At 31.8% G+C, this 13707-nt stretch carries 13 protein-coding genes; 4 read left to right on the top strand and 9 right to left on the bottom strand.

Going from position 1 to position 13707, the window contains the following annotated elements; genetic code table 11:
• Positions 1–21 precede the first annotated feature (21 nt).
• Entirely contained in the window at positions 22–1713 is a 1692-nt protein-coding gene (dnaX, locus tag JL193_RS16595) for a DNA polymerase III subunit gamma/tau (RefSeq protein ID WP_207971825.1), read from the bottom strand.
• A 325-nt stretch (positions 1714–2038) separates the two neighbouring features.
• Here dnaX and msrA point away from each other — a divergent pair, with 325 nt between their 5' ends.
• A complete protein-coding gene (gene msrA, locus JL193_RS16590) occupies positions 2039–2692 on the top strand; it encodes a peptide-methionine (S)-S-oxide reductase MsrA (protein ID WP_207971824.1) in 654 nt (217 codons plus the stop codon).
• 85 nt (positions 2693–2777) lie between these two features.
• Here the strand turns inward: msrA and JL193_RS16585 are convergent, their stop codons facing one another.
• The 4 genes from JL193_RS16585 to JL193_RS16570 form a co-directional block, all read right to left on the bottom strand.
• Positions 2778–4391 (bottom strand): sulfatase family protein, encoded by a 1614-nt coding sequence (locus JL193_RS16585; protein WP_207971823.1) that lies wholly within the window; start codon positions 4389–4391, stop codon positions 2778–2780.
• Positions 4392–4585: 194 nt separating this feature from the next.
• A complete protein-coding gene (locus JL193_RS16580) occupies positions 4586–4819 on the bottom strand; it encodes a DUF1871 family protein (RefSeq protein ID WP_207971822.1) in 234 nt (77 codons plus the stop codon).
• Positions 4816–5073: a hypothetical protein gene (locus JL193_RS16575; protein ID WP_207971821.1), complete on the bottom strand. Its 258-nt coding sequence runs from the start codon at positions 5071–5073 to the stop codon at positions 4816–4818. Before JL193_RS16575 ends, JL193_RS16580 begins: the two co-directional genes overlap by 4 nt.
• Positions 5074–5606: 533 nt before the next feature.
• Positions 5607–5945, bottom strand: coding sequence for a DUF4870 domain-containing protein (locus JL193_RS16570; protein WP_207971820.1), 339 nt, complete (start codon positions 5943–5945; stop codon positions 5607–5609).
• Between the two features lie 364 nt (positions 5946–6309).
• Between JL193_RS16570 and JL193_RS16565 the strand changes: the two genes are divergently transcribed.
• The 3 genes from JL193_RS16565 to JL193_RS16555 all read left to right on the top strand — a co-directional run bounded on the left by JL193_RS16565 (position 6310) and on the right by JL193_RS16555 (position 9144).
• Positions 6310–7221: a mechanosensitive ion channel family protein gene (locus JL193_RS16565; protein ID WP_207971819.1), complete on the top strand. Its 912-nt coding sequence runs from the start codon at positions 6310–6312 to the stop codon at positions 7219–7221.
• 154 nt (positions 7222–7375) lie between these two features.
• Positions 7376–8770, top strand: a complete 1395-nt coding sequence (gene mnmE, locus JL193_RS16560; RefSeq protein ID WP_207973513.1) for a tRNA uridine-5-carboxymethylaminomethyl(34) synthesis GTPase MnmE — start codon at positions 7376–7378, stop codon at positions 8768–8770.
• Between the two features lie 173 nt (positions 8771–8943).
• Positions 8944–9144 (top strand): hypothetical protein, encoded by a 201-nt coding sequence (locus tag JL193_RS16555; protein WP_207971818.1) that lies wholly within the window; start codon positions 8944–8946, stop codon positions 9142–9144.
• A gap of 44 nt (positions 9145–9188) precedes the next feature.
• Here the strand turns inward: JL193_RS16555 and JL193_RS16550 are convergent, their stop codons facing one another.
• The 4 genes from JL193_RS16550 to JL193_RS16535 are packed head-to-tail and all read right to left on the bottom strand — an operon-like array spanning position 9189 to position 13667.
• A complete protein-coding gene (locus tag JL193_RS16550; RefSeq protein WP_207971817.1) occupies positions 9189–10040 on the bottom strand; it encodes an N-acetylglucosamine kinase in 852 nt (283 codons plus the stop codon).
• Complete coding sequence (locus tag JL193_RS16545; protein ID WP_207971816.1) at positions 10024–10362, bottom strand: hypothetical protein; 339 nt, start codon at positions 10360–10362, stop codon at positions 10024–10026. The genes JL193_RS16550 and JL193_RS16545 overlap by 17 nt, the downstream gene beginning before the upstream one ends.
• Positions 10363–10398: 36 nt before the next feature.
• Complete coding sequence (nagB, locus tag JL193_RS16540) at positions 10399–12327, bottom strand: glucosamine-6-phosphate deaminase (protein ID WP_207971105.1); 1929 nt, start codon at positions 12325–12327, stop codon at positions 10399–10401.
• A 35-nt stretch (positions 12328–12362) separates the two neighbouring features.
• Positions 12363–13667, bottom strand: coding sequence for a sugar MFS transporter (locus tag JL193_RS16535; RefSeq protein ID WP_207971815.1), 1305 nt, complete (start codon positions 13665–13667; stop codon positions 12363–12365).
• Between the last annotated feature and the right edge of the window lie 40 nt (positions 13668–13707).

Genomic DNA, 13707 nt, shown 5'->3' with positions numbered 1-13707 from the left:
TTTAATATAACTTTAATGAAGCTACAAATCCAACTCAAAAGTTTGGCGTAACTTATCTAAAAGCGGATTTTTCTGTTTTAACTTATGATACTTTTCTTGTGGAGTATAAGCGAATTTTTTTTCGACAGTTTCATTTAAAACAGTTGCAATGTCAATTCCGTAATTGTTTAATTTCTCTCGCAAAAACTTTAGTAATTTTGGACGTCCTTTAAGAAACTGGTCCTGCATTAATTTATTGGGTACTGTAAAAGAAATTTTAAAATTGTCATTTAGTTTTGGCACATCTGTTCCTACAATAGAAGCCATACTTCTTTCTCCTTTTTTCTGAAGAAGTACTATATATTCTTTCCAAAGTATTTGCAATTGATTTTCTGTAAAAATATCTTTCGGATAATTGTCGAAATTTTCTTCAACAACCGTTTTTTTCTTTTCTTTTTTCTCGTGAATACTTTTTAACGAAAGAGAAGAAGAACGCTTTTTAGCAAAGCTTAAAAGAGGTTGGGTTGTTGTTGATTTTTTTTCTTCAACAATAGGGGTAATTTTAACCGTTTCAATTTTCTTTTCAACTGGTGTTACAGTTGTTTTTTTTGTAGGAGAAAGTGATTGAAAAAAAGTAGCAGGAATTATGTAGTTAGCTGACTTTTTTTTTTCTCCATCAAACGTGATGGAGGCAATTTGCATAAGTGTTAACTCTACCAACAAACGTTGGTTTTTACTCGCTCTGTAATTTAAATCGCAATTATTTGCCTTGTGAATCGCCTGCATTAAAAATGGAATGCTGGCTTTTTCTGCTTGCTTTAAATATTTCTTTTTAGCAGCGTCTCCGACTTCTAACAATTTTAAAGTAGCTTTGTCTTTGGCAACTAACAAATCTCTAAAATGACTTGCCAAACCGTTTATAAAATGATGCCCTTCAAAACCTTTTCCTAAAACCGTATTAAAAGCATTTAAAACATCTGGAATTTTATTTTCGAGCAACAAATTTGTCATACTAAAATACGTTTCGTAATCTAATACATTTAAGTTTTGTGTAACAGCTTCGCGCGTTAAATTTTTTCCTGAAAAACTAACAACTCTATCAAAAATCGATAAAGCATCGCGCATTGCACCATCTGCTTTTTGCGCGATAATATGCAAAGCATCGTCTTCTGCAGTTATATTTTCTTTCTCGCAAATGGTTTTTAAGTAGTTTTTAGCGTCTAAAACACCAATTCGTTTAAAGTCGAAAATTTGACAGCGAGATAAAATCGTAGGAATAATCTTGTGTTTTTCTGTAGTTGCTAAAATAAAAATAGCATGTGCAGGCGGTTCTTCTAACGTTTTTAAAAAAGCATTAAATGCTGCTTGCGACAACATGTGTACTTCATCAATAATATAAACCTTGTATTTTCCGGTTTGTGGTGGAATGCGAACCTGATCTGTTAAACTTCTAATGTCATCTACAGAGTTATTAGAAGCTGCATCCAATTCAAAAATATTAAATGCAAAATCTTCGTCTTCCGATAATTCTACATCTTGCTGATTTATTTTTTTCGCCAAAATTCTTGCACAAGAAGTTTTACCAACTCCTCTTGGTCCCGTAAATAACAAAGCCTGGGCTAAATGATTGTTTTTTATAGCATTGTCTAACGTGTTTGTAATGGCTTGTTGCCCAACAACATCTTCGAAATTTTGAGGACGGTATTTACGTGCTGATACTATAAAGTGCTCCATTTAGTTAATTTGATGCAAATAATGCTTGTTTGAGCGCAGTAGAGAACTCCATTTTTTTGAGTTTAAGAACTTCACTTAAAACATTATTTTTTTAATGATTATTTAACAAAAATAACCATCTGAAGGCTTTTACACAAATAGGTTTCTTAATAAAATGCTAAAGTTGTAAACAACTGTAAATAGAAACGTAATTTTACGACCAATTGTATGTTCGGAAGATTCATTTTTCGAATTAAAAGTTCTTGAAATTGCACTAATTTTTTATCAAATTCTAATTAGTGCAATTTTTTTATTTTTTAGAATTTAAACTTATTAGAATATAATTATGAAGATGATAAAACCCTTTTTAATATTTACTTGTACATTGTTATTAATTTCTTGTTTTGGTTTTTCTAGTAAAAAACAAAATAATTCACAAACTGCGTATGTTCCGCAAGAAAATACCAAAGTAGCTTATTTTGCCAGTGGTTGTTTTTGGTGTGTAGAAGCCATTTTCGAAAGTGTAAATGGAGTAGAAGAAGCTGTTTCGGGGTATGCTGGTGGAAATACTTTAAACCCAACTTACGAGAAAATAGGAACAGGAAAAACAGGCCATGCAGAAACAGTTGCAGTGTATTACAATCCTAAAAAAGTAAGTTTTGAAACTTTGGTAAAGGTGTTTTTTGGTTCACATGATCCTACAACTGTAAATGGACAGCACCCAGATTATGGCACACAATATCGCTCGATTGCTTTTTATAAAACAGCACAAGAAAAACAAACAATCGAAAAAATTTTAAAAACTTTAAATAACAAGGTTTATAATGGGAAAATTGCAACAGAAGTTACCAAGTTAAAACGGTTTTACAGGGCAGAAGATTACCATCAAGACTTTGAAAAAAGAAATCCAAACCAGAGTTATGTAAAAGCGGTTTCTATACCAAGATTGAATCGTTTTAAAAAGAAATTCCCAGAATTACTCAAGAAAGAAAGTCGCTAATTTCCAAATTACGGTAAAAAGTAGAGAAAAACTGTTTGTTTTAGCCAATCAGTAATGATTAATAATCTACTTTTTTGTGCTGTTTCTATTTGGCAATACCAATATACTTCTGGTCCAGTTTTGGCGAATCTTTATATTTTAGTCGTAACTTATCTAGCTTCTTATGTAATTTAGCAACGATACTGGCATAAGCAGGATTATTATAAACATTGGTCATTTCTTGAGGGTCTTTAATTCGATCATACAACTCCCACTCATCTATGTCATAATAAAAATGAGCCAGTTTATACTCTTTTGTAACAATGCCATAGTGCCTTTTAACGGAGTGACCACCTGGATATTCATAATAATGATAGTAAACAGATTCACGATTCCATTGTAACGTATTTCCTTTTAAAAGAGGCATCAAACTTTCTCCTTGCATATCGTTTGGAGTTTTAATTTGTGCAGCCTCTAAAAATGTTTGAGCAAAGTCTAGATTTTGAACCATTTCGTCGTTAGTTGTACCGGCTGTAATTTGGTTTGGCCAACGAATTAGTAACGGAGTTTTAAAAGATTCGTTATAAATAAATCGTTTATCAAACCAACCGTGTTCTCCAAGGTAAAACCCTTGATCTGAAGTATATATTACGATTGTGTTTTCAGCTAATCCGTTTTCATCTAAGTAATCTAACACTCTACCAACATTATCATCTACTGAAGAAACACAAGCCAAGTAATCTTGAATATATCGTTGATATTGCCAACTCATCTTTTCTTGATTGCTCATGGTAGGCCAGTGCATTTTAAAGTCTTGAGTGATAGAATCTAGAATTGGTTTGTACATAGATTTTTGCTTGGGGTTTAGTCGAGAAAAATCTGCTCTCTTAAAATAATTTTTATTTCTAGCATTATTATTTGTCATGCCTATTTCTTCAATAGCTTCAGGAAACACTTTATTGTCGTAACTAAGCATCTGGTCTCTAATATTCATTTTAGCTGTTTTTGCAGCCAATCCACGGTTATTATAATCATCAAATAAAGTTGCTGGTTCTGGAAATGTTCGCTGAGAAAACTCTTTGAATTTTTCTGGGCTTGGCCACCAAGCTCTATGAGGTGCTTTGTGTAAATACATCAACATAAATGGTTTTTCTTTATCTCTTTTTTTGTCCAGCCAATTTAAAGTAAGGTCAGTAATAATGTCGGTTACATATCCTGTAATGGTTGTATCTCCTTTTTGTGAGATAAAGTCAGGATTAATATAATGTCCCTGTCCTGGTAAAATCATAAAATCATCAATACCTTTTGGGTTATTGCCAAAATGCAGTTTCCCAAACATTGCAGTTGTATAACCTGCTTCTTGAAATAATTGCGGGAAAGTAACTTGTGTGGAATCGAAAGGCATTATATTGTTAATTTTGCCATTGATATGCGAATGTTTTCCTGTAAGAATGGTTGCTCTTGATGGTGCACAAATGGAGTTGGTAACGCATGCATTGGTAAATAATATGCCTTCGTTAGCGATTCGATCGATATTTGGAGTTTTTATTAGCTTATTTGAGTATGCGCTAATTGCCTGATAAGCATGGTCATCAGACATCATAAATAAAATGTTTGGTCTTTTAGTTGACTTCTTTTGATGCTTTTCTTTATTAGGTGTTTTACAGGAAACAAAGGTCAAAATCAAAATTAAAAAGGTTATTAAGTCTTTTATTTTCATTTTTTAATTCTTTTTTGAAGCTTACACAACAATTTTGTGTATGGTTGGTGGCGTGTTTAAGCACCTAATTTAGCAAATAAAAACCGAATAGAAAATTGCGAATACTTTCGTAAGTAGGCATGAACTAGCAGTTAATTTTATATTGTGTTGTGCTTTCGTGTTTTTATTTTTTATTAAGTATTATATGGATTTTTTTAGCAATAATTTTGCATTTTACAGGATCTACATGAATTCCAAAAGCTTGATTTTAATACAGAATCTATTAATTTACTTATCTGATCTGTAGTATTTTTGCTTTTTATATGCCACAGAATATCAATCGCTTCTGTTTCGTAATTATTTAAATCGCTTATTTGAGTAGCTCTATCTCCAAGTGGATTCCATTCAGTTAATAAAATTTTTACCTTAGCTATATGTTCTTTGTTCATTTTACTTCAGATACGAATTGTGATCGGGCTTTTCCATCAATTTTTAAGCCTCTAATTTTACAGTATGTTTTTAATTTACCTAAATCGACAACATAATCATTGACAATAAAACCTTTGGAAGTTAAACTGCGCTTTGCGTTTAAATAAGATTTATGCCAATCTTCCCAAAAATCATACATGCTGTCTCTATCGTCGATTATTTTTAAGAACTTTTTCCAGTCTTTTTTACGATAGTATGCCATATTAATCTTCATAATAAACTTTTATCTTATTTTTGGTCACGAAGCACAAAGCCTTTGTTTATGGAAAGTTGCGATTTTGATAAGGCTAAAAGTAGCAATTTTTTATAAACAGTGTTGGCAAATACGTGTTTTTTTTTATTTCGTTCAACTCTTTTATAATTTTTTTTAAAATTAAAACTAGGAGTAAGAATTCAACAATACTCGAAAGACCAATACCTAAATTTAGTGAGGAATTTACTTGTTTTTTACCACAGTACTTCTTAAACATTATTCACGTTAAATATACTAATTTTCTACTTTTTTTTACAATAAAAAAATAGAATTTCTTACCTCGAACTCAGGTTTTTTAGTTATCAGTTCGAGTGAATTTGTGAAAAATAAACAAGTTTATACCGAAAACAAAACTCAAAAGACAACCTTTCGACTACGCTCAATACAGGCTATAAACCCAACCTATAGAGAACACCCAAATTCTTGTAATCCTTTTCTAAAAAACGACTCTAAACAAAAAAAAATCGCCTTTTAAAGACGATTTCTGTTACTTATTATTTTATAAATTGAATGCTAAATGGATAATTTGGAGGTTCGTTATTACTGGCTTTTATAGCATTTATAATTGGAAATATTAGGTAAAAAAGTCCGATAACGATTAATCCTATAACCCCCAACCCCAATAATAAAATAAGTGGAATACAAATTAAGATGTATAAAAACATGGAAATTCGGAAATTTAAAATCGCTTTTCCGTGAAAATCCATTCCTATAACATCGTCTTTTTTTGTAAGCCACAAAACTAATGGAACGATAAAACCTCCTATACCGCTTACGAAATCTAATAATTGACTAAGATGTGTTATTACAAGGAGTTGTTTGTCTTCTTTCATATTTTTTTAAATTTTTGGTTACACTTATGGGTCGCAAAATTGATTATTTTGTTACATATTTTTCAAAAACAAAACAAAAAATAACGAATTTCCTAAAACCAAAGATTCTCGAGGCAGAACTAAAGAGGTATTTCACTGGTTTTATTTTGACTTAAAAAGATCAAAAACAAAATGCTGTATTTAGATTCCGTTTTCATGGAAATGACAATTGTAACGGAAAACCTGAAGCAAAACCTCTATTCTTTTCAATTAAAAGAACTATTAATTTTATTTGAGTTAAAATGAAAATTGCCTGAGGTAAGAAAAAACGTTTATCTGCCTTAGTTTTGCAAAACAACATAAAAAGTACATAAAATTTTTTAAAATGAATAAAGTTCTAGAAAAATTAGAAGCCTGGAAAGAGCTGTTTATAAAGAATATACCCAATTTGGCTATTGCATTGGTTGTTTTGGTAATTTCGTATTTCGCTTCCAGAGCAATGAATAAAATTGTTAACAAAACAATTGGAAGAAGAATTAGCCAAAAATCGGTTAGAGATTTGGTATCGAGAGTTGCATCTGCAATTACCATTTTAGCTGGTTTGTATTTGGCGATGACTGTTTTAAAATTCGACGATACCTTAAAAACAATGGTTTCTGCAGCTGGGGTTTCTGGTATTGTTATTGGTTTGGCTTTGCAAGGTACGTTATCGAACACCATTTCTGGTGTGGTACTGTCTTTTAGAAAAAACTTAAACATAGGAAATTGGGTAGAAACAAGCGGATATTCTGGAGAAGTTATCGATATTAACTTAAATTATTTTGTTTTAAAAGAAGCCGATAACAATATGGTAGTAATTCCTAACAAAACTATTTTAGAAAGCCCTTTTAAAAATTATTCTTTAACTACAAAAATGAGAATTGCTATTGAATGTGGTGTAGAATATGGTGCCGATTTAGAAAAAGTAGAAGAATTAACCAAAAATGTAATCGGCACTCATTTCGATCAAGAAAAAATTGGTAAAAATGTTGAATTTTACTACACAGAATTTGGCGATAGCTCAATTAATTTTTTATGTAGATTTTGGGTAGATTCCGAAAATGCTTTGGAAAAATTAAAGGCAAAAAGCAAGGCTATTATAGAAATTAAAAAAGCTTTTGATGCGGAAGATATTAACATTCCATTCCCAATGAGAACTTTAGAATTTGTACCCAACAATAAATTAAACTTGTCGCAAGTTTCTAAAGAAAAGAAAAAAGAAGTCAAAGAAGAAGAAATAGAAGAGAATGTTTATTAATTGATACTAAAAAAATTACGAGATAAATTAAAAAAAATTCTTATCATTCATAATTTTTGCAATGATTCCCCCTCATTGAATTGCTTGAAAAGTCTATCGCAAATTGTGATAGGCTTTTTATTTTTCTGAAAAAATGTTTGTGTATTTTTGTAGCATGACACAACAAGACACCATTATCGCTTTGGCAACTCCTTCTGGAGTTGGTGCCATTTCCGTAATTCGGCTTTCTGGAGAAAAATCCATCGAAATTGTAGATGCATATTTTAGGTCTATAAAAAAAGGCAAATCTCTTAAAAATCAAAAAACACACACCATTCATCTAGGGCATATTATTAACAACGACGTTATAATTGATGAAGTTTTAGTGTCTATTTTTAAAAATCCGAATTCTTATACTGGCGAAAATGTGGTCGAAATTTCTTGCCATGGTTCTAGTTTTATTCAACAAGAAATCATTCAACTTTTTTTACAAAAAGGGTGTAGAATGGCAGATAACGGAGAGTTTACCATGCGTGCATTTTTAAACGGAAAAATGGATTTATCGCAAGCGGAAGCTGTTGCAGATGTGATTGCTTCAAATTCCGAAGCAAGCCATAAAATGGCGATTCAGCAAATGCGTGGTGGAATTACCAACGAATTAAAAGACTTACGTGCCCAATTGTTAGATTTTGCAGCTTTAATTGAATTAGAACTCGATTTTTCTGGAGAAGATGTAGAATTCGCCGATAGAACAAAATTTAAAGAATTGGTAACAAAAATAACCTTTGTTTTAAAACGATTAATTGATTCTTTTGCCTTTGGAAACGCTATAAAAAACGGAATTCCTGTGGCTATTATTGGCGAACCAAATGTTGGAAAATCGACTCTTTTAAATGCCTTATTAAACGAAGAAAAAGCGATTGTTTCCGACATTGCAGGAACCACTAGAGATGCTATCGAAGACGAAATAATTATTAATGGCGTGGCTTTTCGTTTTATCGATACTGCAGGAATTAGAGAAACTTTAGATGTTGTAGAAAACATCGGGATTAAAAAAACCTACGAAAAGGCAGAAAATGCCCAGTTAATTATCTTTCTTATCAATTCAGAAAAATTTAAAGTAAAAAGTTTCGAGTTTAAAGCTGAAATTAAAAACATAAAAAAACGCTTCCCAAATAAACGTTTATTAGTAGTTGCTAATAAAATAGACACACTTTCGAATGATGAAGCCACTACTCTATCTACCGAAATCGAAAATCTAATTCCTTTGTCTGCAAAAAATAAAACAGGTATTGATAAACTAAAAGCAGAGTTGACTTCTCTAGTTAATATTGGGGCTTTAAGTAATAACGAAACGATTGTTACCAATTCTCGTCATTTTGAAGCGCTGAATAATGCTTTGGAAGCAATTACATCTGTAAAACAAGGCATTGATCTTGAAATATCAACAGATTTATTTTCTATTGATATTCGCGAATGCTTGCGCCATCTTGGCAATATTACTGGTGAGTATGATGTAGATAAAGATATTTTAGGGCATATTTTTGGGAATTTTTGTATCGGGAAGTAATAAAGAAAAACAAAAGAAGCTAAAGGAATAAAAAGTCAATAAAAACAATGATTTAAAGAAAGATAGTTGATTTCTATTTTCCTTTGTTATACTTATTTTAGTATCTTTATGGAATCTAAATTACACCTCAATTCTATGTATCAATTTCTAAGGTGCAGTAAATTACACCTTAAATGAAAGTTGCACTAAAAAAGAAAAAATTATCTACAGGTAAATATAGTCTTTTCATAGAATATTATAAAGGAACAATTCTTGATGAAAATGGTAAAACCAAACACAATAGAGAGTTAAAATATTTAATTATTAATCCTAAAAACAAAAGTGATAAATTTAAAAATAAAGAAACCCAAGAACTTGCTGGGAAAGTGTCCTGAAAAAATTCTTTCAACTAGACATTCCAACTCATAAGCAAAAAATATTAAGAATCGATTGTTTTCATATTTTCAATAATGTTGTCTATTGGTCTTCTTACAAAAGATCTAACAGAAATATTCCTATTCTTTGCTTCTTCTATAATTTCAACTTGTAAATAATAAGCGATAGAACCTACAAAATACAATCTCTTTGTTTTTAGTTCTTCCTTATAACACATTATAAGGTTAGAAAACAGTTCTTTTATTCCCTTTCTTATAATATCCATAATGTAGGGTTCAGATTTATTTTTAATTAAGAAACTAGCAAAACTAGCTAAAAAAGCACTCGGATTTTCATTCTCATAAAGCCCTTTTAAAACAGATTCTAAAGATAAATCAAAGCTTTTTTTAAATTTCTCATGTAATTCTAAAGGCATTTTATTATAAAAATATGCATTTAATAATTTTTTTCCAAAATAGTTACCACTTCCTTCATCCATAACAGAATATCCTAAAGAAGCTTGTTTTACGTGAATCTCTTTTCCATCAAAATAACAGCAATTAGAACCTGTTCCTAATATACATACAACACCAGCTTCTGTTGTAGTTCCAAAAACTGCCGCACTTAAATCTTCTTTAACAAGTACGTTTTTTGCATTATTAAAATACTTTTTTAAGATACTTTTAATACTATTTTTAGATTTTTCAGATGCACAACCAGCTCCGTAAAAACAAACTTCGTAGATTTTATCTTTTATAAATTCCAATTCGTTACTTCCATTAATAATGTTATTAATTTCTGTTTCTGAAATAAGTCTTGGATTTATACCTGCTGTTCTTATTTTAAGTACTTCTTTTTTTCCATCGACTACAGCCCAATCGCACTTTGTAGAACCACTATCAGCTATTATTATCATTTGTTTTATTTTTATTAAATAATAAAACATGCTGATAAATATTCTCAAGTTGTAACATTATTTTTTTACACACTAAACTTGATTTTCCTTCAACTAATATTTTAATATTTAGTTCGTTTTTATCATCTTCGAAATTTCCTATATAGAATTGCCCATTTGGGAAATATACTTCAAGTTTTTTTGATTCATTTTTAAGAAATAAATCAAATTCACCAATTACCCAATTAACGAATCGCTCATAAATACCAATATTATTTATAAGTTCTATTTTTTTAAGTTTAAAAAGAGTCAATTCATTCTTAGAAACTTCTTTATCCATCATTAAAATATTTCTTATAAAATGTTATGTTTTAATTTACTAATAATGCCACCTTACAAATGCTTCCATTGCTGCGTAATGAGACAGGCCTAATTTATCGTATAACTCTGCGGTTTCTCTGTTTCTATCTTCTGCTCGTTGCCAAAACTCTCTACTATCTGAGCCTTGAAAAACAACACCATCTTTTTGTGATTGATGTTTAAAAATTCCTTTTCGCTTTTCCAATACCTGGTCTGGACCCATTGGAACTGCCATTTCTATCTCATCTATACCCCATTCTTGCCAAGCGCCTCTGTACAACCAAACCCAACAATCTTCCATAAATTTCTTTGGCTTTAATTCTTTTACCGCTGCAAAAATAGCATCTAAACAAACTTTATGCGTTCCATGTGGGTCTGCCAAATCGCCTGCTGCATAAATTTGGTGTGGTTTTATTTTTTCTATTAGATCTTTGGTTATTTCTACATCGCCAACTCCTATTGGATTCTTTTTTATGGCACCTGTCTCATAAAACGGCAGGTTCATAAAATGAATTTGAGCATCTGGTAAACCTACAAAATGGCAAGTGGCTCTGGCTTCGCCTTTTCTAATTAAGCCTTTAATGTACCTTACTTCTGGGGTATCTATTTCACTCGACTTTTTGTTCTTTAAAAATTTAACTGCTTTTTTATAAATTTTTGTTGCTTCTGTATTGTCGATGCCAAATTTCTCGTTATAATCGCATACAAAACTTGCAAAACGCAATGCTTCATCATCTGCTACTGCAATATTTCCTGAAGTTTGATATCCTACATGTACTTCGTGACCTTGTTCGTGCAATCTTTTAAAAGTTCCTCCCATACTAATGATATCATCATCTGGGTGTGGACTAAAAATTAACACTCGTTTCTTGGTCGGTTCTGCTCTTTCTGGTCGTTTACTATCGTCTGCATTGGGCTTTCCTCCAGGCCAACCTGTAATGGTGTTTTGTAATTTATTGAATATTTTAATGTTAATGTCGTAAGCGGGGCCAGAATCTGCCAACAAATCACTCATTCCGTTTTCGATATAATCGGCATCTGTTAGCATTAAAATGGGCTTTTTTAAGTTTAAAGCCAAACTTAATACTGCTTTTCGAATTAAATGATCTGTCCAAACAATTTTTTCTACCAACCAAGGCGTATTGATTCTTGTGAGTTTAGATGCTGCTGCTTTGTCTAATACAAACGTGGCATTTCTATGTTCTTGTAAATACGATGCAGGTACCAAACTGGTTACTTCGTCTTCTACTGAAGCTTTTATGATGTTCGATTTTCTTTCTCCCCAAGCCAATAAAATAACTCTTTTGGCTTCCATAATTTTTTTTACTCCCAATGTAATTGCCGTTCTTGGCGTGTTTTCTAATCCAGAAAAATCGCCACTTGCAGCCACTCTTGTGATATGGTCTAAAGCAACTAAACGTGTTTTTGAATTTTGAAGAGAACCAGATTCGTTAAAACCAATGTGCCCATTGCCTCCAATTCCTAAAATCTGTAAATCGATACCACCTAAAGCTTCTATCTTTGCTTCATATTGGTCGCAATAATCTCGAATTTCTTCTTTTGACAAGGTGCCATCTGGAATGTGGTAATTCTCTGGTAAAATATCGACATGATTGAACAGTTGTTCTTGCATAAAACGCACGTAACTATTTACAGAGTCGGGTTCCATTGGGTAATATTCATCTAAATTAAAAGAAATTACGTTCTTAAAACTTAAGCCTTCTTCTTTATGTAAACGAACCAGTTCTGCATACAAGCCTTTGGGAGAAGAACCTGTTGCTAACCCCAAAATACAAGGTTGTTTTTGCGACTGCTTTACTTTAATTAAATCTGCAATTTCTTTTGCAACTTGTGCTGATGCTTCTCTTGAATCTTCGAAAACTACAGTTCCAATATTCTCGAATCTTTTCTCGAATCCGGTGGCTTTGTCTATTTTACTTTTTAACATGATGTATTGCTTCTCTATATTAAAATTAATCTCGATTATTTACTCCAATTTTTTATTTTATGACCCCATATTGCAAAGAATAGGATAATTGCATAGCAAGGAATTAAAATCCAATAGCTTTCTGTAGATGCTGTTGCAATGGCCTCTGCTTCTTGTATTCCATTGGCTATAAGTTCGTGTTTGTTGGCATCTACAATTCTTCCATACAAAGGCGGAATGATTGCCCCTCCTGAAATGGCCATAATTAACAATGCAGAACCTGTTTTGGTGAATTTTCCTAAACCATCTAAAGTTAGGGGCCAAATGGCTGGCCAAACCAAAGCGTTTGCAATCCCTAAAGCCGCAACAAATAGTACTGAGGTAAAACCTGTGGTACTTAATATGCAAAAACTAAATACAATTCCTAAAACGGCACTGGCGATTAAAGCTGTTTTTTGTTTTACATATTTAGGAATTAAGAGAACGCCTAAGGCATAGGTTGCCACCATTGCCATTAAGGTATAGGTGGTAAAGAATTTTGCTTCTTCTCCTGTAAATCCTAAGGAAATTCCGTAAGCGATAATGGTATCTCCTGCAATAACTTCTGCACCTACATAAACGAATAAAGCAATTACTCCTAACCATAAATTAGGGAATTGAAAAATGCTTGTTTTGGCGGTTTTCCCTTCTTCTAAAACGGGTTCTTCTGCGGCTTCTACTTGTGGTAATGGTGCTTTTCTTATTAAAATTCCTAATAAAAATAAGGCGATTGCCATTACAACATAAGGCATAAATACGCTATCTGCCATGGTATCTAACAACACATTTTTTTCTTCTAAAGTTGCGCCTGCTAATTTTTCTTTTGTTTCATCGATTCCTGATAACAATAAAGCTCCAAAAATTAAAGATCCTAATGCTCCTGCAACTTTGTTTGCTATTCCCATAATGGCAATTCGCTTGGCGCCACTCTCTATTGGACCCAAAATGGTAATGTACGGATTGGCTGCGGTTTGTAAAATGGTCATTCCTATTCCTTGAATAAAAATTCCTGCTAAAAAAACCCAATAGGTTCTTGCTTCTGCTGCTGGTATAAATACCAAAGCTCCAATGGCCATAATAATTAGCCCTAAAGACATCCCTTTTTTATACCCTATTTTACCTAAAATATAGGAAGCTGGCAATGCCATTACAACAAACGAAATATAAGAGGCTGTCGCCACTAAATAAGATTGCGATTCTGTTAACTCGTTGATGGTTTTCATAAAAGGAATTAAAGCACCATTAATCCACGTTACAAACCCAAATATGAAAAATAGTCCTGCAATAATTACAATTGCTGTCGTGTTGTTTTTTTGTTGCATAATGTTAGTATTATTTAATTGAATTTAAATTCAACGCAAT

Source organism: Polaribacter batillariae (assembly GCF_017498485.1).
In the GTDB taxonomy this organism is placed as follows: Bacteria; Bacteroidota; Bacteroidia; order Flavobacteriales; family Flavobacteriaceae; genus Polaribacter; species Polaribacter batillariae.
The sequence above is the reverse complement of the archived record's forward strand: the minus strand, read 5'-3'. Positions and strand labels throughout refer to the sequence as shown.